Genomic DNA, 21,959 nt, shown 5'->3' on the forward strand with positions numbered 1-21,959 from the left:
TGTCCGGGGATAGACGGTGTTAATTGTCCAAGAATTGACCGGACAGTTGGCCGGCAATCATCGGCGGGCGGAGCAGGGAGAGCTATATGAGCTCTCCCTGAATCACCCGCTTTACCATATGGTCGTCAACGATTCGGTTGCCGTTCTGCGCCCCGTAAATCAGGCAATGGGTACAGGCCTTGTTGATCAATCGCGGGGCTCCGGCTGAGAAACGAAAGACCTCATCCAACGCCCCATCCGAGAAGATGTCTCGGTCCGCACCGGCGTAGGCCAGGTGCCGTTTTACGTACTCGCCGGTTTGCGCCCTGTCCAGGTAGGTTAGTCTGCACTGCAAGTCGATGCGTTGCCGGATGGCGGCGTAGGCCTGGAGTCGGAGCCGTTCTAAAAGCTCGCTCTGCCCGACCAGGATGAGGGCCATGGGGCTTATGGAGTCCATCTTGAAGTTGAGGAGAAACCGGACCTCTTCCAGCATCTCCTTATCTAACAAGTGGGCTTCATCCATGATCACCACCGGCTGCAAGGAATGAACGCCCCGCATCAACTCGATCTCCCGGTGCAGTTGGCGCTTGGCATCGCCCCGGTAGAACTTGGCTTCGCACCCCAACTGTTCCAGCAGGCCTTTGTAGAAATGCCGGGGCGTCAGCTTGGAATCTGCCAGGTACATAACCAGAAACCGGGCCGGGTCGAGGGTATCCTTGAACCGCCGGATGGCGGTGGTATTACCGGTCCCGCTGTCCCCAGTGAACACAATAAACAGTTGGCGCTTGGCGGCATGTTCCAGTCTGCCCAGTGTCTCTTCCAGCATCACGGACGGGTACAACTGGCCTGTCGGAATGTCACGGGTGAACGGGGTATGGGCAAGACCGTAGAATCCTTCAAACACTGCCGTCGACCTCCCGCTTGCGAGTTGACCGGTAGGAAACGGCGGGAATCTGCAGGTTTTTGCGCTGCTGGTGCCTTAAGCGTGCTGCCGTCAAAAGCCTCGATGATGCCGCCGGCTCTTGCTGCAGATGCTCTGGCAGTCGCGGACGCTTGCCGGTCTGCTCGCCAATGACCAGTGGCTTAACCGTAAAGGCGTGCCCCTCGTACTCGATGGTCAGGGCGGCGGTATCAGCCGGGTCGTAGACGACATCCACCTTGCAGCCGATAAAATTCAGACCGACCTCGTACTTTTTGCCCGCGAAGCTGATGCAGCCCGCCTTGTCAACCTTCCTGTCCTCGCAGTGCAGAAAAGCAGATGCGACAGTTTCGGCATCCAAAAACCTGATCGCCTTGCTGTCACTCTGGTAAGCGGCAGCCGGGCTCCGGTTGTTCTCCAGAGCTGAATGGGGCTTGTTCTGGTAACACTCCTCCAACCAGACCCAAAACAGCGCATTGAGCTTGTCCAGCGACTGCGGTTTCTCCAGGGCCGCCTCGGCCAGGAAGGCATCCACCACTCGGTTGAACCGCTCCACCTTGCCCGTTGCTTCCGGAGCATACGGCTTGGCAAAAAGCAACCGGATCCCCATCTTGGCGCAAGCCCGGGTCATCCATTTGGTCCGGTACTGTTTACCGTTGTCAAAAAACACCGCTTCAGGCGTCCCGTACTTCCGGATCGCCTGGCGGAAACAGTCCTCGACGAATGCGCTGCTCCAAGGTGGGGTAGAACTCTCCGTGCACAATGAAGCGGGTGGCGTCGTCAAAGAAGGATACCAGATAGACCTGTTTCCTGGCGCCATCCGGGCCGATGGGCAGGTACGGCCCATACTTGATGTCCGAGTGCCAGAGCTGGTTGCGGTACCGCTTCTGAAACCGCCGGGCGGCAACGCCGGTATCCGCGTACATGCGCATGTGCCGGGCACTGTAGCCCTTCTCCACCAGTTTCTCCTGCAAGGTGCTGCGTTTGATCCGACCGGGTTCAACGAGCCCTTCCCACTCCAGGACCTGAATGATCTGCGCGACACTTCTTCCCGGCACCTCGCGGCGCAAAAGGACGGCCTGCTCCAGAACGTTGGCCGGGACGGCCTCCCTGTTCAGGCGTTCACCTTTACCCTTGGGCTTGAGGCCCCCGAACCCGTTTTCCCGGTACCGGGCCAGGTACCGGCGCAAGGTACGCTCGGATATCCCGGTCTGTGCGCAAATCTGGGCCTTAAGTATTTTGGCTTTGGCCGCATCCACGCCTTCCGCCAACAGCGGGGACAAAAGCTGTATTCGCTCGGCGGCGATTTCTTCGGCCTTCCGGTGGTCTCTCATGCCAAACGCCCTCCTCGATAGTTGATTTGGCACGAGTCTATACAGGAGCCGTCAGGACAGGAATGCCGAACGGGTCTGTACCCAAAGATTAGCATTGGCCACCGGGCGGACAACTCTGGCCAGCCAGCTCACGCCATCCCCTACCAACTGCCAGATCCTGTGGAGCGCGGACCCGGGAAGGGTGGATCGGCCTTCCGCAGACGCTAGCGCATAACGGGCGGCTGAAGAGCGGTAAGGCAACCGAGGAAATACGCAGCCAGTGCCCAAAACCAGCTCCGCCAGCGCCACAAGGTGGAGTCATCGGCCGCGGCGCTACACCGCCCACGGCTGCCTCAATGCTTTCTCTTATGTGACGCCTGTACGGCACCAGCAGGTCCGGCAGTTCGTGGTGGATGCGACGGCACGCAACACAACGAAGGCGGCGGATGACGAGGATGATTTTGTCCCCCAGGCTGTCGATACAACTCCGCTTACGGCTGCCAATTGCCTTCAACCGCCCGCTACAGCAGGGACAGGGTATCTGCTCCGCGCTCCTCACAAAAAACACCCCTGTTGGGGTTCTCAATGAGCTCATATTCTGTTACAATGACCATGCGGTGACGGACGCCTCTTGTGCTGCTGCTAACCACACACGCACAGCAAACAGGGGGCGTCTTTCCTTTCTCAATGATGTGGCCATTATATCCAGCAGACCCCGGTCAGGCAATCCCGTCAGCTTTCGGACGTTTTAGGGTAGCCCTAACAGATTGCCTCTGCAAACCGGTAAGTGTTCATTCTCGTTTCAATAGGTTTCGTACCAAAATCTCTACGTCTCAGGGGCGTACGCCACCATTTCGGGCAAAAATTGAGACAAAATGGTTACGGTTTGTTATGGTGGATGCGCAAAGGTTTCGGGTGGGTTACAGGTTTTCAGCCTTGCTCCCGTGGGTTACCGGGACTTTGAAGGAAAAGGAGGTAGCAAAAGGCTGCATCCTGAGGAACTTACAGGGAGGTGGTAATCAGGCGATGGTCTTCCGGGGTTGAGAGCGCGAGTAACTGATGATTGTGGTGTCAATTCATTTTGAAAGGAGTGTAATATCCTGTGATCACTCGGAAAAGAATTGCGTTAATGCTGATGTTAGCTCTAATGTTGAGCCTCGTACCGTTCAACGGGGCTTTTGGAAAAAGCGATTTAAAGGATGAACACGTAAGTGTTCGTGTTTTGGAGGCAGACCCAGCTAGTGACTTAGTTTTGGATCAAGTCAGCGCAATAATCTACCCAGATGGACGTGTTTCAGTCAGAACTATGGGAACAAAGAAAGCAGGAACACCAGAAATCGTATTTGACATAACCGTTGATGTTGAAGCAGGAACTTACAAAGTTGAGCTATTGACACCAAGGGATGAGCTTGAAACTTACGATGATGAAGCAAGCAGCATAAGCTCTATTAAACCAGGAACTTACGAAATACAAGTAAGATTAGTTACAAGAGATCATCTTCCTCAATATGAACTTGCCAGCACCACAAATCGACTTCGTTGGACTGTGTATGCGAATGGTACCGTGTTTCGAAACAATCACTGGTATGTATTTTGGACTGCCCAACCCTCTCCAATTGGTACTTACTGGTATACAAGTTGGTCAACAAGCTACAGCCCTTGGTACAGCGCAGGCAATACTGTCATTAACACGAAGTGCGAGGCACAATACTGGAACAATGATTTTCTAGATCCTAACAAGTATACCTGGGCCTGGCACCATGTGACTTTATCCGGAACAAATAGTGGGGTGGCAGCTTGGTATGCAGATTGGGATCACTGGGGTGAGTTTAGCGGTCTATTGCATGGAAGAGTGTTTGTGAATTGAGTATTTATGGGACCGCGCGCATTGTGCGCGGTCCCATAACCTTATGCAGGAGATAAACAGGATGAGAGGAAAGCAAAAATGAACCCTCCATTAACAATGGTGCTATTTGTGTTATTTTGGTGTTGGCCGATATCGCTTCTGATATCACTTATAGGATTGATAAAGAAGCGGCCCAAATGGCTGATATTGGGTGCAATACTGTATTTGCCCTTTGCACTGTACTTAAGTTTATTGCCTTTATTTAAAGGATATCCACTCCTATTTCCTTTGTTTTTGGTGGGTGCGTCCGTTGCTCTGAAGAAGGATAAAACGGGTCTTGCCTGGCTATTATTTCTAGCAGTATTTGTATTTACTATCTGGGTGTGGGCGGTCTTTCATGATTTGGAACCGTTATTTTAGCCGGTTGATTCGATTGAAAAACACACGTAACACTCGCCAGCCGAGCCGGTAGCTTTTCTTGATGTTAGAGCTACCCTAAAACGTCCGAAAGCTGACGGGATTGCCTGACCGGAGTCTGCTGGATATAATGGCCATATCATTATAGAAAGGAAAGACGCCCCTGTTTGCTGTGCGTGTGTGGTTAGCAGCAGCACTAGAGGCGTCCGTCACCGTATGGTCATTGTAACAGAATATGAGCTCATGAGAACCCCGACTGCCAGAGCATCTGCAGCAAGAGCCGGCGGCATCATCGAGGCTCTTGACGGCAGCGGGCTTAAGGCACCAGCAGCGCAAAGACCTGCAGATTCCCGCCGTTTCCTACCGGTCCGTCCGCAAGGGGGAGGTCGACGACAGTGTTTGAAGAATTCTACGGTCTTGCCTATTTTCGGGGTTGGGTCTAGCGCACCTTGAGCCGGTTCAGGACGGCGGTGCGGGCCTGCTCTTCCAGGCGGTCGTCCAAGGGGCTTAAGAAAGGGTCCAGGCCCCGCCGCTGCAGGGCCAGCGAGATGAGGTGGTCGGTCAGCCGGGGGTTCTTGGGGAGCAGGGGGCCGTGCAGGTAGGAGCAGAAAACGTTGCGGTAGCGGGCCCCCTCCAGCCCGTCGGCGCCGTTGTTGCCGTAACCGGCCAGCACCCGGCCCAGGGGCTCGACCTGGCCCAGGAAGGTCTGGCCGGAATGGTTCTCGAATCCGGCCACCCGTACCGGGCGTCCGTCAAGTTCAAGCTCCACCGCACAGTTCCCGATGAGCCGCCTCGCGCCGGCCCGCGTGTAGAAGTCGAGCAGCCGCAGGCCCGGGACCACCTTGTCCTCGGCAAGCTGGTAGTAGTGGCCGAGAACCTGGTAGCCGCCGCAAATCGCCAGCACCACCAGCCCGTCCTCAACGGCCGCTTCCAGATTGTCCCGCCGCCTTATCAGATCTTCCGCCAGGATTCCCTGTTCCCGGTCGGAACCCCCGCCGACGAACAGAAAGTCCAGTTCCCGAAAGTCCACCGGTTCCCCGAGCGGTATCTCCCGTACGGCAACCGGAATCTGCCGCCACGAACACCGCCGGGCGAAAGCGGTCAGGTTTCCCCGGTCCCCGTACAGGTTCAAGAGGTCAGGATACAGATGACCCGCGACCAGCATGGTCCGCCCTCCCTTCCGGGGTCAGCCTCGGCCTCAGAATCCTCTCCACCGGCCAGAGCGCCGTGTAGGTGGCAAAGAAGTACGCCGCCTCCCCGGGGCCGTCCAGGGTCGCGCCCACGGCCGCCTTCAGGTTCGGCTGCACCGCGATCTTCTTCGGGTCCACGCCGGCGTATTTCAGCCGCACCGCCATGTCCTCCGCCCGGAGGCCGCCGCACACGAACCGGGGCACTTTCTCCTGCACCGTCTCCAGCATCTCGAAGTCGACGTCCCAGAGCCAGGAGACGTCCCGGCCGTCCGCCACGTTGTCGTTTATGGCGATGAAGACGTCCTTGGTTCCCGGATTGGCCGGCAAAAGGTTCAAGCCCTCGTTGAAGCCGGCCGGGTTCTTTACTAAGTTTAAAAACACCGGCTTGTCCCGGTAGCGGAAGCGCTCCAGCCTCCCGACCGCCGGCTCGTAGGTCTCCAGGCTTTCGATCACCCGGCCGGGGTCCAACCCCAAAAGGGTCCCGGCGGCAAAGGCGGCCAGGGCGTTGTACAAGTTGTAAAACCCCTGGGTCTGCATCTCCAGCCGGTATTCCGCGTCCCCCGTCCGGATGAGGCAGGACACCCCTTCGCCCTGGTAACGGGCCTGCAACGCTTCCACCCCCGGTTCGGGCCGGCGGAAACCGCACCCGGCACAACGGAACAGGCCCAACTGGCTGTAGTGGTAAAAGGAATACTGCAGGGTGGTGCCGCACTGAGGACAAAACCGCGCCTCCCGGGTGTGCCGGCCGCCCTCCACCACCCGGGTGTGCGGGGCCAAGCCGAAGTGGGCCGTACGCGGCCCCAGCAGGCCGAACTGGGCCACGAGCGGGTCGTCGGCGTTTATGACCAGCCGGACCCGGGGCAGCCTTTTCAGGGCTTCGCGGATCAGCGCGACGGTCGTGTCGAGTTCTCCGTAACGGTCCAGTTGGTCGCGAAAGAAATTGGTGACCACCACCGCCTGCGGATTGACCTGGGCGGCCACTCCCGGAAAAGCGGCTTCGTCCACTTCCAGGACCGCGTAGTCAAACCGCAGCCGGCCGCAGCCGTCAGCTTCCCGGACAAACGCCGTCGTCACCCCCGTGACCAGGTTGGCGCCCTCCCGGTTGCACACGACCCGGTAGCCCGCCTCCCGCAAGATGCGGGCCAGCATGTTGTTCGTGGTCGTCTTGCCGTTGGTGCCGGTGACCAGGACCACCCCCCGCTGCGCCCGGGCGGCCAGCTGCCTGAGCGTTCCGGGATAAAGGCTCAGGGCGACCTTGCCCGGCAGGGACGACCCCGGCCGCCCCAGCAGTCGACTGCACCGGGCGGCCGACTTGGCGCCGCAGATGGCGATCAAAAGCCTGCCGTTCATAAAAACCTCCATCCACCTTAATTAATGTACAATCCCGGCGGCCATTAATCAAGGTTTGGGTCACTCGCCCCAAAAAAAACCTCTTGACACGATTCCCGGACAATGCTATATATGTACTAGTTATCCTAGTACACTTCAGACACTCCGCAAGGCAGGTGAGCGGCTTTGTTCAATATCGACCAGCGCAGCAGCACCCCCATCTACCAGCAACTGGTGCAGGAGGTCAAAGAGGCCGTCCTCCGGGGTGTGCTGCAACCCGGTGACCGGCTGCCTTCGGTCCGGGAGCTGGCTGGACGGTTGGCGATTAACCCCAACACCATTCAGAAATCCTACCAGGAACTGGAGCGGCAGAAGGTCGTCGAAACGCTGCGGGGCAAGGGCACCTTCGTGTGCCTGGATTATCGGGTGCGGGAGGACGAGGAGAAGATGGGTGAGTTTCGGGAAAACTTGCGCAAAATCCTGGTCGAGGCGCACTACCTGGGACTGGACCGGGAGCGGATTGTGGCGCTGGTCAGGCAACTTATGCAGGAGCTTGGCATCGGGGAGGGCCTAAAGTGAATATTGTCATTCACGGGTTGACGAAGACCTTTCGGGAAAACACGGCGCTGGAGAACATCAATCTCGAAGTGCCGCCGGGCACGATCTTCGGCCTGGTGGGACCGAACGGCGCCGGTAAAACCACGCTGATCAAGATCATCATGGGCCTCCTGCTGCCCACCCGGGGTTGGGTCTCCATCGACGGGCGCTCGGTGCTTCAGGATCCCCGGATAAAATCCAGGATCGGCTACCTGGCCGATTACCAGCGCTACTACCCCGGTTTCAAGGTCAAGGACATGTTCCGGCTTTACCGGGAGTCCTATGAAACGTGGAGTCCGGAACGTTTCGAGGAACTCTGCCGGGTGTTTGACCTGCCGGAAAACGCCAAGGTCAAGAACCTATCCAAGGGAATGCGCACCCAGTTGGCGATCATCCTGAACCTGGCCTTTAGGCCGGCCCTCTTGGTCCTGGACGAACCCACCGCCGGCCTGGACCCGGTGCTGCGCCGGCAGTTCTTGACCATCCTGATGGACGAAGTGGCCCAAAACGGCACTACCGTTTTCATCTCCACGCACAACCTGCACGAACTGGAACGCATCTCTGACCGCCTGGCCGTCATCCACCAGGGCCGGCTCTTGTTCAACGAAAGCCTGGAAGACTTAAAGCACAAGGTGCGCAAAATCCAGGCGGCATTCGAGAACCCCCTTCCCGCGGACGTTTTGCAGAAGACCAGCGTCCTGAACGTCGAGCGAGAAGGCCGGGTTTACAGCATCACTGCACAGGACGGCATCGACGAGCTTGCGGCCGAGCTGCGGACATTCCAGCCCCTTTTCCTGGACTTCGTGGACATCTCCCTGGAGGAGATCTTTATTTACCGGATGGGAGGCGAAGGCTATGAACTTAAAAAGATTCTGGCCCAATAAGACGCTGGCCTGGAAGGACTGGAAGAACAGCGGGCTGCTTTTCGTCCTGTTCTTCGGCTTTGTCGCCTACGTGACCACGTTCGCCCTGCAGAACGCAATCACGACTTACTTAAGAGCCGGGGTGACGCTGCCCGAAGGGCACTACTGGCACGGATTCGAAGCTTTCGCCGTTCGAGTGTGGTCCGCGGACGCCCTGGTGGGGATCGGCCTGGTCCTTTTCACGGTCGCCCTGGCCGCCATGACCGTGGGCCAGGAACGGGACCGGGAAACCCTGGGTCTTTTGCTGGCCATGCCCTATTCCCGGCGGGACATCCTGTTCAGCAAAGTGGTGGTGGGCTTGGGGCAAATCCTGATCATTGTCGGGGTGAACGCCCTCTTAATGACCTTGCTGGTTTGGGTCAACCCGGGCGTTCCGTTTCCGTTCGGCACGCCGGACATCTGGGGCTGGGCGCTCCACAGCTTCCTGGTCCTGACGTTCGTCTTCTGCTTCACCGTGTTGATCGCCACCGTCAGCGGCACCACCCTGGGCAACGGCCTCCTGGCCCTGATCTTCCTGTTCTTTCCGGCGGGACTGTACGCGTTGCTGGAGGTCAACGTTTACTACTGGGTCTCGGATTACGCCCATCCCCCCTACTGGATTTGGCCCAACCTTTTCTCCGATATCGCGCTTCTGGCAACGGTACCCGTTTGGGTCATCGATTTCAACGCGCTCGGCAAGTACAACCCGGTTTACCTTTACGGTGTCCTGGTCGCCCTGTCCGCCGGCGCTTACGCCCTGGCCCGGTTCCTGTTCGCCAAAAACCCGCTGGAAAACAACGGGGAGGTTTTAGTGTTCGAACAGCTGGAAGGCGTCTTCAAGCTGGGGGTGGTGGTCTGCTTCGCGCTGCTGGGCGGCCCGCTGCTGACCGCTTTGGCCGGCATCCACAATCCGGGGGCCCTGGTCTTAAGTCTTTGCTACCTGCTGGCGGGCGGCGTCACCTGGTTTTTGACCAACCGCCTGCTGGAATGGCGCCGGGCGGCCTAAAGACCAGATGGACGGTAATTCTTGTTGAGCCGGTAACAGGTGAATTCAGCTCGGCAAAGTTGAACTCGGACGCGTACCGGTCGAGCATGTCCCCACTCGCCGTTCCGGGTGGGTAGACCGGCCCGACTCAGTCCTTGTAGCTGTAACCCGATGTGCCGACGCAGATCACCGCGCCTGCGCCCCTCCGCCCGTCCGGGTCCCGTCCTCGCAATTCCCAGATGGCGATCCCATACCAGATACATCCTCAATTACGATGACCAGCGATCGGCCTACTTGCAACCCCGCACTTCCCGGTTCTCTTCCCGCTCCTCTTTTCGCCACCGTTTGATCAGTTGAGGACAGCAAGCGTAGCACACCCCGCACCGGATACACTTTTCCACACTGAACTCCGGTATCTGGTCGACCATTTCGATGGCCAAGCCGGGACAGGAAACCGCACAAAGTCCGCAACCGGTACAAAGCCCGGTATCGATATTCTCATCCAACAGGTTAAAACAACTGATATGACTAATGGTGGTCAGTTTTTTGTAAAGATTAAATTTACCTTTGGCGGTGGTGGACAGGCTGACGATAAGCCGCCCGACGCTACGCGCGGGCGGCGGGCAGCCGACGACCGACAGGTCGCAATCAACAAATCGCCCAAGTGGTTGGTGCGTCGCCTGCCACGGCTTCGGCTCTTGTCCGCCCCGGACGAAGAAGCGCATTATCCCGCCCACAGCCGCGCAGGAACCGAAAGCGACCAGCGTTTTGGTCTTCTCCCGTAACCGGACCAGCAACTCAACACTTTTCTGATCTTGAGCGCAAACGGCACCACCCACGAAAAAAAGATCAACAGTCTCCGGCGGCTCCGGCACATCCAGTTGCAACGGGTGATAAACTAGTTTCCCACCCTGGGGCAACGGTGTCGCGGCGCTCAAGAACGCCAACGAGCAACCGCCGCAACCCCCGATTTCGGTAAAAGCCACGCGCATACTCAATGTACCTCGCAAGGCATACAGGGATCGTACAACCGGACAATGGTCGCGCCCCATTCGGCCGGCAAACCCTTCATCGTCTCCTGCAGGACCGCAATATTAAACATCGTGGGGGGAATTACCCGGTAGTCCGCCACCCGGCCGTTGGCACCCAGTCGTACCGAATGAATGAGCACCCCCCGGGGGGCCTCATACAGCCCGGTCCCTTCCCCGGATCTCAGCGTCGTTACTTCGGCGATCACCATATCTTCCGGACTAATTATTTTTAAAAGGGTCTTTAGTCGCTCCAGACACAACCACATCTCCCAAACCCGGGCCTCGTTTGGCCCGACCAACCCTTTCCCGGAAAATTCCTTGAAAAGAGTCATCCGGGCCCGGGGACCGACCTCCACCATTTGCCGGGCGTAAAGCGCCACCATACCGGTGGACTCGCCGATCTCCACCCGGAACGCCTCCTGCCCGGAAGTGTTCGAAACAATCTCGATCAAGCCAGGGTCTATTTTCCCTTTCGCTACCGAAAAAAGACCACCGGCCAGCAAGGGCGGGATTTCAATCGCCGCCGCTTTCAGCTCCAAGTACTGCGCCTGCAGCACCCTTCCAGCCTCAAGGTGGGTCGTATACTCCCGGAGCAGCCCCTCCATACGAGCGACCAGGGCGTCCAGCTTCTCCAAGGCCTCGGAGGACAATCCTTTCCGCATCCCCCCGATGGTGATATAGGGCGAGTGGATCGGCGCGCCGCCTACCGTCTCCATAGCTGCATTGAGGTCATTATACAATTGCTGTAGCTTCGCTTTGACCATCACCGCCGCGCCGGGAATAAACATGTCATCGACCAACAGTAGTTGAGCCAAAGTATGACTCTGGAGGCGGTTGAGCACCCCGCACGCCTCCCTGAGCAACGCCCCGCCGTCAGGCACGGTGATCCCCAAGGCGTCTTCAAAAGCCATCGCCGCAGCGATCCCCTGCACCGCGTGACAAACGCCGCACACCCTTTTCATCCCCTCGACCACGAAGTAGGGGTTCTTGCCCTTGGCGAACGATTCAAAAGCCCTGATAGGCAAAACGGGCACCAGGGAGGCCTCTTTCACGATCCCGTCCGCGTTGGTCACCAAAGCCAGCCGTGCCTCACCCGCGATTCTGGTCATCAAAGTAACGGTTTTAGACATCGCCCTTCATCCCCCACTACCTCGCTCCTCATTTCTCATTAAATGTACAATCCCGGCAGCCATTAATCAAGGCTTGACCGGATATGGCACCTGACACCTGGTTATCTGCCATTACCATTAATAACTCGCGGTCTGACCCCGATTTTTTTAAGCGAAGCACTTCTTTGAACTGTAGCGTTTTATCAGGTCCTCACGGTCACTGTTGAATACCAGGAATCTAAACACCAGCGTCGTCTTCTGGCGCTCTCTCATGTGCGTGATCCCGCATTTAATCAGGAACTGGTGCACATGGTCCGTATTAAATTCCTCTTCTTGCAGGAGAGAATCAATCATGTTTGCGTACACTTTTGCGCATACCCGCCCGAAAACCGCGCCCCGGGCGTCGGGGGCAGCCAACAGCTTCCCCTCGGCGGTAAGGTGTCCGGTCGGCTCGGTGAAACCCAGGATGCAAAGCCCCTCACTCAACTGACGGGCGTCTTTTTCCGAGAGCCCCACGGTCTCCGTCAGCCAGAGGTGATCCACCGCCTCGATCCCAGGCGTTAGCCGGGCCAAAAACGCCTCCAGGCTCGGTACGCTGAAAACCGGGTAGGCCGACCTGCTCGACAAAAGCCCCCTCACCTCTCTTGGCTCGATTGCACCATAACAGATAATTCCAGAGCCGGAATTTATGATAGTTTAACCGACAAGCATACTCCCGCGGAAATCAATGCGAAATTCGCGGCTCGCGGCGGACCGCGCAGAATCACGTGACGCGGTCAACACCCCGGAATTCTCCGCGCAAAAGATTCGGCGGCCGCTCAGCGGCGACGACTTCTCCGCCGGACTTGATTCCCCCGCCGGCCCGGATATTTTTGCCGGCCCGGATGTCGGCGCCGGCCTCGATGTCCTGGTCGGCATAAATGCCCATGCCGGCCTGGACGTGCCTGGCGGTCTTGATGGTCCCGCCGGACTGGATATTTTTGCCGGCCCAGATGCTCCCGCCGGCCTGAAGGTCCCCGCCGGCTTGGAGGTCCCCGCCGGCCTGGATGTTCTCGCCGGCCTCGATGTTCTCGCCGGCCTGAATGCATCCGCCGGCCTGAATGCTTGCACCGGCCCGGATGCGCTCGCCGACCAGGACACCGCCGACCTCGATTTCCCCGCCGGCCTGGATGCCCGCGCCGGCCTCGACATCCTGGCTGGCCAGGATTTCCCCGCCGGCCTGGATGTTCTCGCCGGCCTTGATGTTGCCGCCCGCCCGGATGTTCTCGCTGGTCCGGATATTACCGCCGCTCAGGGTACCGCCGGCCTCGATGTCCTTACCGGCCTCAATGTCCTTGCCGGCCTCGACGTCCTTGCCAGCCTCGATTCCCCCGCCGACCAAGAGTGACTTGGCCGCCTTGATCGAGCTTTTCGCGACAATCGAGCCCGCGAAAAACAGGTTTTCAACCACCAGATCCTCGATCTCCAAGACGGCGCTCGTTGGACCCGCTTCCCGCATCAACCAGACCGCCCAATCGGTGCGGTCTTCCACGGCCAACACGTCCAAAACGGCCTGGTATTCCAAGCCGCCCGGGAAGCGATTTTTGAACGCCTCCCGCATTTCGGCGGGGGCTTCTTTTTCAAGGAGCCATTTCGCCGTGATCACGGTCATTATTCTCCTCCGAAAATAGAATCTTGGCTGATATTTTCATCCCCGGTGGCGACGAAGAATCGTCGTGCGCGACTCCCTCCCAGAAATTCCGGACCCCGGGGTCAAGTCCGCGCCCTATCTACAAAATAAGAATCTGTTTCAAGATTTCGTCCACGGCAGCACTCTCCCCGACGGATTAGGTTTATGTTACCACGAACCATCCGGGGCGGAAAAGGGGTACACCCCGATCCCTGACGACCTGCGCCGCCGGGCCGGCGCCGTGGGAGAAGGGTTTTAGCAAAGCTGTCGAGCGAGAGGCCTACCGAGCTTTTAAGGCCGTGGGCCTTCGGGTGCCATCTCAGGTGATGGAGCTTTAATTACCCCCAGGGAAGTGTGGTGGCACGCCTCATACTCGTACCCGAAAAGCTGTGATATGCGGGACTTTCCAAAATTGAAGCGTCAAACTTGGAATGGCGGCGTGAGGGCTAGAGAATGCGAAGCCAGTCGCGGCGTACGTACAGGATACGCTCAACGTCAACGACCTTCGCTTTTTCGTCAATCGTGAAGAAAGCAATGTGATTCTTCACGATTAATTTGCGATAACCCATCGAAGCCAAGCGCTCATCAATAACAGGAGGGTATTTTTGTGGCATATCCGCCAGACCTGCGATGGCTTCCTCAACGGTGTCCATCATCCTCAGCGCGGTTATTGGTGCGGACAGCTGCGCAGAAATGTGGCGGACGATGTCGCGCAGGTCGTTTTCGGCAGGTTCCGATATGTTCACTCTATATTTTGCCATCGGTTATTTCCTGCCGGATGTCACGCATGACATCGGCGAGGGGACGCTTCCGGCCTTCTTTTACCGCCGCTCTGCCCTCGTCAAGCAGACGGTAAAGTTCGAGCTTTCCATTAAGCATCTCAAAGGTTTCGATGCTCATGACCACGAGATCGCCTCGGCCATTCTTGGTGATGAAGACAGGTTCACGGCTTTCGTGACAGAATGCGGATATTTCGTTGTAGTTGTTTCTCAAATCTGTGCTGGACTTAATGTTCGGCATGAGATCAACCCCCCTATTCAATCTACAGACATAATACCCGAATTTCTTTAGCTTTACAAGTGTCAACGTTGGGAGGGGCGGTCAAAATCATGGTGTCCGGTTGGCCACCAAAATCAGAGCGCCCTGAACCCGCAAAGCATTGGTAGTGCGGGTTTTAGTCTTCCGCATCTTGAAAATGGCCCGAAACTGTCGAACCCCGCTGGTGAAAAAAATCTCGGGCCGAAACCCGAAGACTCCGCGGCTGGTGTGCAAGAAATGGGCCGTACGTTCCGCAACCCGGCCTTACTGCAGCATTGGATGGATAATTTTCACTTCGGCCTGATTCTTCAGGCCTTCCATCTCCTATCTCGATTGCCCGCAGAGATGACAGAAGCGAAAAAGCAAGGCCCCTCTGCCAGGGCATGGATACCACCCTTGGACGCGACGAGGATGAGCGGCTGTGATCCTGATTGATTCCTAATAAGGACCGCGTTTCGAGTGGGGAAGGACGGCGAACATCCGTGCCGGTTTGCCCCATCCAAGGCAGCGGAACCACCGGTGTTGTTCTAGAACTCGGGCGGCAACTCGGCGATCTCGGCCATGCTGAACACCGGGCCGTCCAGGCACACGAACTTGGCGCCGATGTTGCAGCGGCCGCACTTGCCCACGCCGCACTTCATCCGCAGCTCGAGCGTCGAGTAAATCTGGTCGTCCGCAAAACCGAGCTTTTTCAGGGCCGCCAACACGAACCTGATCATCACCGGCGGGCCGCACAATACGGCGCACTTGTGCTCCGGGCGCGGGGCGACCTTTTCCAGGTAGGCCGGCACGAAGCCGACGTGCCCGGTCCACCGCGCCTCCGCCCGGTCGATGGTGCTGTACACCACCGTGTCGGGTTTCTTGTGCCAGCCGTCCAGCAACTGGGCTTTGAAGCAGAGGTCGTCGTACGACCGCGCTCCGTAGAGGATTTCCACCCGGCCGTACCGGGGTCGGTTTTCCGCCGCCAGGACGAAGTCGATCAGCGAGCGCAGGGGCGCCATTCCGATCCCGCCGCCCACGAACAGGAGGTCTTTGCCCTGGAACTTTTCGTACGGGAAGTGGTTCCCGTAGGGCCCGCGCACTCCGATCCGGCCCCCGGCCTCCATTTCGTGCAGCGCCCGGGTGAGCTTCCCCATCCGCTTGATGCTGAACTCCAGGGAGTCGCGCCGGGTGGGCGCCGAGCTGATCGAGAACATCGCCTCGCCTGCGCCGAACACGGAGAGCATGGCCAACTGTCCAGGCTCGTGGCGCCAGCCGGCCGCCGCCTGCGAGTTGTCCAGGGTGATCCGGAAGGTCTTCACGTCGCCTGTTTCCGGAATAATCTCCCGGATGGTGGCCCGGTAGGGCAAAAGCGGGTTGCGCTCGCCGCTCACCTATCCCACCTCCTTGATCTCGGCGATCACCCTGGTGATGTCGATGTTCACCGGGCAGGCGGCGATGCAGCGCCCGCAGCCGACGCACCCGGGCAGGCCGTAGCGGTCCAGGTGGTAGGAGAGCTTGTGCAGGAAGCGGTTGCGCACCCGCTCCATTTTCGAACCCCGCGGGTTGTGGCCGCTGGTGTGCAGGGTGAAGTCCCGGAACATGCAGGAGTCCCAGCAGCGCCAACGGGTGCCGGTCCGGTCGCCGCGGTCCTCGTCGACGATGTCGAAGCAGTGGCAGGTCGGGCAAAGGTAGGTGCAGATCCCGCAGCCCAGGCAGCGGTGGGCCGGTTTTCCCCAGTAGGAACTCTCAAAAAGCGCGTCCGCCTTCTCCTTCACGCCCGCCAGGTCCACCCGGCGGTTGAACCGGGCCTCCAGCTCGCGGCCCAGGGCGGCCTTCGCCCGCACCGCCTCTTCGGCGCCCTCGGGCGGGAAGAACTCAGCGCAGCGCCGGACCAACTGCTCCCCCTTCGGGGTCAGGACTTCGGCCAGGTAGGACTCACCAACCCGGGTGAGCATTAGGTCCGCTCCCTGCCCGTCCACCGGGGAACCGCCGTACGCCGCGCAGAAACACTCCGGCCGGACCGTGGTGCAGCCCAAGCCCACGACGGTGGTGTACTCGCGTTTGTCCCGGTAGTATACGTCCGCAAAGCGCCCGCCGAACACCGGGTCCAGGGCCGCGAAACCCCGCAGGTCGCAGGGGCGCACCCCGAAGAGCACGCTCGCCGTAATCCCGGGCGGCTCTTTCAGTTCCAGGCCGTCCGCCGCGTTGTAGCTGAAAAGCCGCTCGGTCTGGGGGAAAAAGTGCGCCTTCGGCGGGACCAGCGGCAGGCCGAAGTCCAGGCACACCTCCCGGCCCCCGTCCACCCGGCGGTAAAGGACCACGCCGTCCTCCTGCACGGGGGCCGTCAGGCGATATTTCTGCGCGATCCGGTCCAGGAGCGGGACCATCCGCCCGCCGGCCAGAACCCTGGCTGCAGTCAACAGTTTTACACCTCTTTGAGAAACCCTACCCTGAAAATCCCCTCTCCCTCTGGGAGAGGGCCGGGGTGAGGGGTATTTTCATCCTTCCGATGGTGCCGCTAGAGCGGCATGGGTGTCTATTTGAACTCGTCGGGGTCGGCCTCTTGATACCCGCTCAAAAGCGGCGTTTCTTCCGGGCTCACCCCGGCGGCGGCCGCGCCGAACAGTTCCTGCGCGTCCTTTTGCACCTTGCGGTACAACTCGCGCAGGGGGATGTTCACCGGACACACCCGGCCGCATTCATCGCAATCGACGCAGCGGCCGGCGACATGCATCATCCGGCCCAGGTGAAAAAAGCCGTTTTGACCGGGATCGGTCCGCTTGCTGACCCAGCACACCCCCTGCTGCCATCCCGGCACGGCCTGTTCAAAGGAACACTCCTTGCAGTTGCAGGCCGGGCAGACGTTGCGGCAGGCGTAGCAACGCAGGCACCGGGCGAACCGGCGCTCCCAGAACGCGCTTTTGGCCGCCGGCTCGAGCGACTCCAGCCGCTTCACCGCCGCGAAGCGGTCGCTATCGGGGAGCGCCGGCGACGGCACCACCGGTCCGATCAACTTGTCGGCCGTGAGCGGCACGTTGTGCGCGCACTCCAGGCACTTGGCCAGCAGGAAATCCCGCTTGGGAAACTCGAAGCTGCCCCGGCCGGCCTGTCTGCCGTGCCGGACACGGCACAGGCAGGTGGTCAAAAGGTACCCGTCGCCCCGGTCCTCCGCCGCCAGCAGCTCGGCGTCCGGCCCCACTTCCGCCAGCACCTTCGCGCGGTCGAGCATCCCGCCGCACGGCAGGCCCAGCGCCACCACCCGCTCCCGCGCAAACTGGCGGTCGGCCAGGATGCGGTTCAAGCCCCGGCTGTCGCAGCCCTTCACGAACACGGCCAGGCGGGTGCCGGCGTAACGGTGGTCCAACAGGTACTTCACCAGGCTGGGCACGCAAAACGGGTTCCAGGTCAGCCGCGCGGCCTGCCGGACACTGGAGGCGAAAAAGGGCATCATCCGGGCCGGGTCGGTGCCCGGCGCGTACCCGATCACGTACTTGACCCGTTCTTCCTTGATCAGTTGGGCGGCTACCCGCCGCACTTCGTCGGCGGTCTGCTTCACCGGTCATCCCTCATCTTCCGGTTCGGGCCCAGGGCGCGGATCTGTTCGGTCATCTCCCGCACCGTGTCCACCATCTTACCCCCCTCGGAACCCGAGATCCAGCGCAGCTGAAAACGGCCCGGCTCGAAACCGGCGTACTCCAGGAGCCGCTTGAACAACAGGAACCGCCGCCGGGCGTGGTAGTTGCCACTAACATAGTGGCAGTCGCCCGGGTGTCAGCCGGAAACCAGGACCCCGTCCGCGCCCCGCTGAAAGGCGCGCAGGACAAAGGCCGGGTCGACGCGGCTGGAGCACGGCACCCGCATGATCCTGACGTTCGGGGGATAAGTCATCCGGCTCACCCCGGCCAGGTCGGCCCCGGCGTAGCTGCACCAGTTGCAGAAAATCGCCAATATCTTCGGTTCCCATTCACGGGAAAGGTTTACAGACATAAGGCCTCCAACTCCGCCAGTATTTGCTCGTTGGTAAACCCGCGCACCTCGACGGCTCCGGCCCGGCAGGCCGCGTTGCAGGCCCCGCAACCCCGGCACAGCCCGGTGTTCACCTTGGCCACCACCCGTTCCCGGGGCGCATGGCCGCCGATCCGCTCGGTGATCACTCCCGCTTCCAGCGCCCGGTACGGGCAAACCGGCACGCACAACAGGCAGCCGGAACAAAGCGCCTCGTTCACCGCCGACACCATGGGGCTGGTGACCAGCTCCGGCCGGGACAGGAGCCCGGCCACCTTCGCCGCCGCGCCGCCGGCCTGGGCGACGGTGTCCGGAATGTCCCTGGGCGCCTGGCAGGCGCCGGCCAAAAACACCCCGCCGGTGTGGGTTTCCACCGGCCGGAGTTTCGGGTGCGCTTCCTGGAAAAAGCCGTCCCGGTCGGCACTGATGCCGAGCAGGCGCGCCACGGCCGCCGCCCCCGCGGCCGGTTCCACGGCCGTGGCCAGCACCACGAGGTCCGCGTCCACTTCCACCGGCCGTCCGAGCAACGTGTCCGCGCCCTTTACCACCAGCCGCCCGCCGTCCCGGTAGATTTTCGAGACCCGCCCGCGGATGTACACAGCCCCCTCCCGGACGGCCCGCTGGTAGAACTCCTCGTAGTCCTTGCCCGCCGTGCGGATGTCCATGTAAAACACGAACACCCGCGCCCCCGGCACCTTCTCCAGCATCTGGAGGGCGTGCTTGGCGGTGTACATGCAGCAGATCCGGGAGCAGTACGCCCGGCCCTTGGATTCGTCCCGCGACCCGACGCACTTCACGAAGACCACCGTTTGCGGCACGGCCCCGTCCGACGGGCGCCGGACCTTGCCCCCGGTGGGCCCGGCCGCGTTCACCAGCCGCTCGAACTGCAGGCCGGTAATCACGTCCGGGTACTTGCCGTAGCCGTATTCCCCGTACGCCCCGGCCCAGTCGAAGAGGCTGAAGCCGGTGGCGGCGACCACGGCCCCGACCTTTTCGACCGCCGTTCCCTCTTCCTGCTCGTAGTCCACCGCGCCGACCGGGCAGAGCTTTTGGCAGATCCGGCATTTGCCGGTCGTAAAATAACGGCAGTGTTCCCGGTCGATCACCGGCTTGTTGGGCACGGCCTGGGGGAAGGGAATGTAGATCGCCTTCCGGTCGCCCATGCCGGCGTCGAATTCGCTGGGCACCCGCGTCGGGCACTTCTCCCAGCAGATGCCGCAACCGGTGCACTTCTCGTGGTCCACGTAGCGGGCCTTTTGCCGGATGGCGGCCTCGAAATTGCCGATGAAGCCGGTAAGGCTCTCGACCTCGGCCCAGGTGTACAGCCGGATGTTCGGGTGGGAGGCCGCCGACACCATCTTCGGGGTGTTGATGCACGCCGAGCAATCCAGGGTGGGAAACGTCTTGTCCAGCTTGGCCATATTCCCGCCGAGCGTCGGTTCCCGCTCCACCAGGACCACCTCGTGCCCGGCGTCGGCCACGTCCAGGGCCGCCTGAAGCCCGGCGATCCCGCCGCCGATGACCAGGCAGCGCCCGGTGACCGGAATCCTGGATCCGAAGAGCGGCTGGAGGCGGTTCGCCTTGGCCGCGGCCCGCCGGACCAGACTCAGCGCCTTTACCTGGGCGCGCTCCGGCTCATGCCCGTGCACCCAGGTGCAGTGCTCGCGGATATTGGCCATCTCCACCAGGTAAGGGTTCAGCCCGGCGCGCGCCAGAACCTTGCGGAAGGTTTCCTCGTGCAGGCGCGGGGAGCAGGAGGCGACCACCACCCGGTTCAGGCGGTGCTCCCGCACGGCCTCGATGATTTTGTTCTGGCCCGGTTCGGAGCACATGTACTTTTCGTCCACGCTCATGACCACTCCCGGCAGCCGGGCGGCCTCGGCCGCCAGCCCGGGACAGTCCACGACCCCGCCGATGTTCGAACCGCACCAGCATACAAACACGCCTGTTCTAGCCATTGCCTACACTCCCACGGGTTGGGTTCTAAAACGCGAATTTTACGAAATGCTTGTCCAGGCCCAGTTCCCGGCCGGACAGCCCGAAGGCCGACCCCAGCAACTGGGTGAAGTAGAGCACCGGCAGGCCAAAGTCCGTGCCGAAAGCCCGGTTCACGTGTTCCTGACGGGCGTCGAGGTTGTTTTGGCAGAGGGGGCAGGCGCACACCAGGCAGTCCGCCCCGGCGCGCCGCGCCACCTCCAGGATGTCGCGGACCAGTTTAAGCGTCACCGGTTCGTTCGCCACCCCGTGGGCCGCCCCGCAGCACTCGGTCTTGTAGCCCCAGGGCAGCGACTCCGCTCCGGCCAGGCGGACCAGGTCGTCCATGGACCGCGGGTCTTCGGGGTCGTCAAATCCCGTGACGGCCGGCGGCCGGACGAGCAGGCAGCCGTAGTAGCAGGCCGCCTTCAGCCCGTCAAGGGGCCGCGTGACCTGTGCTTTCAGGTGCTCGGCATCGAGGCCCCCCAGCACCTCGAGCAGGGACCGTACACCCGTCCGCCCCGCATAGTCCCGGGCGGTGACCCGCGCCACCCGCTCCCGCAGTCCGGGATCCTCCCCCAGTTCCTTGCGCGCCACCGCCAGCCGCTGGTAGCAGGCGGCGCACGGCACGACGATGTCCCCGGCACCCTGCGCTTCGGCCAACGCCAGGTTGCGCGCCGCCAGGGACACGGCCAAGAGATGACTGGTGCTATGGGCCGAGGACGCCCCACAGCAGTTCCAGTCCGGAATTTCGGCCAGCCCGATCCCCAGCCGGGCGCACACCGCCCGGGCCGAAAGGTCAAACTCCCGGCCGGTGGCGTGCAGGGAGCAGCCCGCATAGTAAGCGTAGTTCATTGGCCGCTTGTCAATCGGCCCAAGCGGGCCAAGCCCCTTCGGGAGCAATCCGCATAGTAATAGTAAGCGTAGTTCATTGGCCGTCCTCCATGCGCTTGACTTCGGCGAAGATGCGGGCCACCTCCGTCGCCCCCCTGATCCGGGAGGGACGGAACTTGAGCCGTCCCCGGACCAGCAGGCCGCGGGCCAAATCACTGTCCTTGAACGGTTTTCCGGACCTCAAGTTATGCTGCAGGCCGATGCCCAGCTCGTGGGCCCGGCCGTGACGGCGCACCGAATCCAGGAAGATCCGGTTGAAAAGCGCGGTGCCGGCCCCTTTCCGGGTCCGCCCCTCGCGCCGGGCCATGATCCGCAAGGCGTCCATCAGCGCGGCCAGGTCGACGTTTTTCGGGCACCGGGTGCTGCACGTCGCACAGGTCGAACAAAGCCAGACCGCCTTGTTGTCCAGCGCCTCCTCCCGCAGTCCCAATTGAACCAGGCGGATTACCTGGTGGGGCATCAGGTCCATGGAAAAGGCAAGTGGACAACCGGCCGTGCACTTGCCACACTGGTAGCAATGCGTGAGCCGCTGCCCGCTTCGCTTCTCCACTTCTTCGACAAAATGGGCGCCGTCCGCCGCCGCCCGGGAAAGATTCAACACCAGCGCCGTTTCCTCCGCCTCTTTAGAAAGCAAAAAAAATAACAATCCGGTTTTCGATTACTTCTCCGGGAGGTGCTGAAACTCCTCTTAAAAAAATTCCGGGGCCGTTTTTTCAATCCCCCTTGCCCCGGCTACCGCCGACTGGTATAATGCAGTCAGAACCCATATGACCCGTGAGC

The 21,959-nt window shown here is 60.7% G+C and carries 23 protein-coding genes; 4 read left to right on the forward strand and 19 right to left on the reverse strand.

Going from position 1 to position 21,959, the window contains the following annotated elements; all coding sequences use genetic code 11:
- Positions 1-82 precede the first annotated feature (82 nt).
- The 4 genes from AB1402_05520 to AB1402_05535 all read right to left on the reverse strand — a co-directional run bounded on the left by AB1402_05520 (position 83) and on the right by AB1402_05535 (position 2,806).
- Positions 83-883 (reverse strand): AAA family ATPase, encoded by an 801-nt coding sequence (locus AB1402_05520; protein ID MEW6541055.1) that lies wholly within the window; start codon positions 881-883, stop codon positions 83-85.
- Positions 876-1,568 (reverse strand): Mu transposase C-terminal domain-containing protein, encoded by a 693-nt coding sequence (locus tag AB1402_05525; protein ID MEW6541056.1) that lies wholly within the window; start codon positions 1,566-1,568, stop codon positions 876-878. The genes AB1402_05520 and AB1402_05525 overlap by 8 nt, the downstream gene beginning before the upstream one ends.
- 4 nt (positions 1,569-1,572) lie before the next feature.
- The gene (locus tag AB1402_05530; GenBank protein MEW6541057.1) at positions 1,573-2,232 is read right to left on the reverse strand and encodes a helix-turn-helix domain-containing protein; all 660 of its coding nucleotides are present in this window, start codon (positions 2,230-2,232) and stop codon (positions 1,573-1,575) included.
- An 88-nt stretch (positions 2,233-2,320) separates the two neighbouring features.
- Complete coding sequence (locus AB1402_05535; GenBank protein MEW6541058.1) at positions 2,321-2,806, reverse strand: DUF6431 domain-containing protein; 486 nt, start codon at positions 2,804-2,806, stop codon at positions 2,321-2,323.
- A gap of 507 nt (positions 2,807-3,313) precedes the next feature.
- On the opposite strand from AB1402_05535, the gene AB1402_05540 reads away from it, so the two are divergent.
- Positions 3,314-4,078: a hypothetical protein gene (locus AB1402_05540; protein ID MEW6541059.1), complete on the forward strand. Its 765-nt coding sequence runs from the start codon at positions 3,314-3,316 to the stop codon at positions 4,076-4,078.
- Between the two features lie 835 nt (positions 4,079-4,913).
- On the opposite strand, the gene AB1402_05545 is transcribed toward AB1402_05540, so the two are convergent.
- Together AB1402_05545 and AB1402_05550 are read right to left on the reverse strand one after the other, a co-directional pair.
- A complete protein-coding gene (locus AB1402_05545; GenBank protein ID MEW6541060.1) occupies positions 4,914-5,639 on the reverse strand; it encodes a glutamine amidotransferase in 726 nt (241 codons plus the stop codon).
- Positions 5,611-7,014, reverse strand: a complete 1,404-nt coding sequence (locus AB1402_05550) for a MurT ligase domain-containing protein (GenBank protein MEW6541061.1) — start codon at positions 7,012-7,014, stop codon at positions 5,611-5,613. Before AB1402_05550 ends, AB1402_05545 begins: the two co-directional genes overlap by 29 nt.
- Positions 7,015-7,179: 165 nt before the next feature.
- Here AB1402_05550 and AB1402_05555 point away from each other — a divergent pair, with 165 nt between their 5' ends.
- The 3 genes from AB1402_05555 to AB1402_05565 are packed head-to-tail and all read left to right on the forward strand — an operon-like array spanning position 7,180 to position 9,498.
- Entirely contained in the window at positions 7,180-7,572 is a 393-nt protein-coding gene (locus tag AB1402_05555; GenBank protein ID MEW6541062.1) for a GntR family transcriptional regulator, read from the forward strand.
- The gene (locus AB1402_05560) at positions 7,569-8,474 is read left to right on the forward strand and encodes an ABC transporter ATP-binding protein (protein ID MEW6541063.1); all 906 of its coding nucleotides are present in this window, start codon (positions 7,569-7,571) and stop codon (positions 8,472-8,474) included. The genes AB1402_05555 and AB1402_05560 overlap by 4 nt, the downstream gene beginning before the upstream one ends.
- On the forward strand, positions 8,446-9,498 hold the full coding sequence (locus tag AB1402_05565; GenBank protein ID MEW6541064.1) for an ABC transporter permease subunit: 1,053 nt from the start codon (positions 8,446-8,448) through the stop codon (positions 9,496-9,498). Before AB1402_05560 ends, AB1402_05565 begins: the two co-directional genes overlap by 29 nt.
- A gap of 269 nt (positions 9,499-9,767) precedes the next feature.
- On the opposite strand, the gene AB1402_05570 is transcribed toward AB1402_05565, so the two are convergent.
- The 13 genes from AB1402_05570 to AB1402_05630 form a co-directional block, all read right to left on the reverse strand.
- Complete coding sequence (locus tag AB1402_05570; GenBank protein MEW6541065.1) at positions 9,768-10,469, reverse strand: 4Fe-4S dicluster domain-containing protein; 702 nt, start codon at positions 10,467-10,469, stop codon at positions 9,768-9,770.
- Positions 10,470-10,471: 2 nt separating this feature from the next.
- Positions 10,472-11,638, reverse strand: a complete 1,167-nt coding sequence (locus AB1402_05575; protein ID MEW6541066.1) for a nickel-dependent hydrogenase large subunit — start codon at positions 11,636-11,638, stop codon at positions 10,472-10,474.
- Positions 11,639-11,785: 147 nt separating this feature from the next.
- Entirely contained in the window at positions 11,786-12,244 is a 459-nt protein-coding gene (locus AB1402_05580; GenBank protein MEW6541067.1) for a hypothetical protein, read from the reverse strand.
- A gap of 136 nt (positions 12,245-12,380) precedes the next feature.
- Positions 12,381-13,268 (reverse strand): hypothetical protein, encoded by an 888-nt coding sequence (locus AB1402_05585; protein ID MEW6541068.1) that lies wholly within the window; start codon positions 13,266-13,268, stop codon positions 12,381-12,383.
- A 464-nt stretch (positions 13,269-13,732) separates the two neighbouring features.
- The gene (locus AB1402_05590; protein ID MEW6541069.1) at positions 13,733-14,047 is read right to left on the reverse strand and encodes a type II toxin-antitoxin system RelE/ParE family toxin; all 315 of its coding nucleotides are present in this window, start codon (positions 14,045-14,047) and stop codon (positions 13,733-13,735) included.
- A complete protein-coding gene (locus tag AB1402_05595) occupies positions 14,034-14,306 on the reverse strand; it encodes a type II toxin-antitoxin system Phd/YefM family antitoxin (protein MEW6541070.1) in 273 nt (90 codons plus the stop codon). Before AB1402_05595 ends, AB1402_05590 begins: the two co-directional genes overlap by 14 nt.
- Positions 14,307-14,851: 545 nt before the next feature.
- The gene (locus tag AB1402_05600) at positions 14,852-15,697 is read right to left on the reverse strand and encodes an FAD/NAD(P)-binding protein (protein ID MEW6541071.1); all 846 of its coding nucleotides are present in this window, start codon (positions 15,695-15,697) and stop codon (positions 14,852-14,854) included.
- Entirely contained in the window at positions 15,698-16,726 is a 1,029-nt protein-coding gene (locus tag AB1402_05605) for a 4Fe-4S dicluster domain-containing protein (protein MEW6541072.1), read from the reverse strand.
- Positions 16,727-16,842: 116 nt separating this feature from the next.
- Positions 16,843-17,862: a 4Fe-4S dicluster domain-containing protein gene (locus tag AB1402_05610; protein ID MEW6541073.1), complete on the reverse strand. Its 1,020-nt coding sequence runs from the start codon at positions 17,860-17,862 to the stop codon at positions 16,843-16,845.
- Complete coding sequence (locus AB1402_05615) at positions 17,859-18,293, reverse strand: hydrogenase iron-sulfur subunit (protein MEW6541074.1); 435 nt, start codon at positions 18,291-18,293, stop codon at positions 17,859-17,861. The genes AB1402_05610 and AB1402_05615 overlap by 4 nt, the downstream gene beginning before the upstream one ends.
- Positions 18,284-20,269 (reverse strand): CoB--CoM heterodisulfide reductase iron-sulfur subunit A family protein, encoded by a 1,986-nt coding sequence (locus AB1402_05620; GenBank protein MEW6541075.1) that lies wholly within the window; start codon positions 20,267-20,269, stop codon positions 18,284-18,286. Before AB1402_05620 ends, AB1402_05615 begins: the two co-directional genes overlap by 10 nt.
- A gap of 25 nt (positions 20,270-20,294) precedes the next feature.
- Complete coding sequence (locus AB1402_05625; protein MEW6541076.1) at positions 20,295-21,140, reverse strand: CoB--CoM heterodisulfide reductase iron-sulfur subunit B family protein; 846 nt, start codon at positions 21,138-21,140, stop codon at positions 20,295-20,297.
- Positions 21,141-21,213: 73 nt separating this feature from the next.
- Positions 21,214-21,813: a 4Fe-4S dicluster domain-containing protein gene (locus tag AB1402_05630; protein MEW6541077.1), complete on the reverse strand. Its 600-nt coding sequence runs from the start codon at positions 21,811-21,813 to the stop codon at positions 21,214-21,216.
- Positions 21,814-21,959: the final 146 nt, after the last annotated feature.

The organism is Bacillota bacterium, from assembly GCA_040757205.1.
Lineage (GTDB): Bacteria > Bacillota > Desulfotomaculia > Desulfotomaculales > Desulforudaceae > Desulforudis.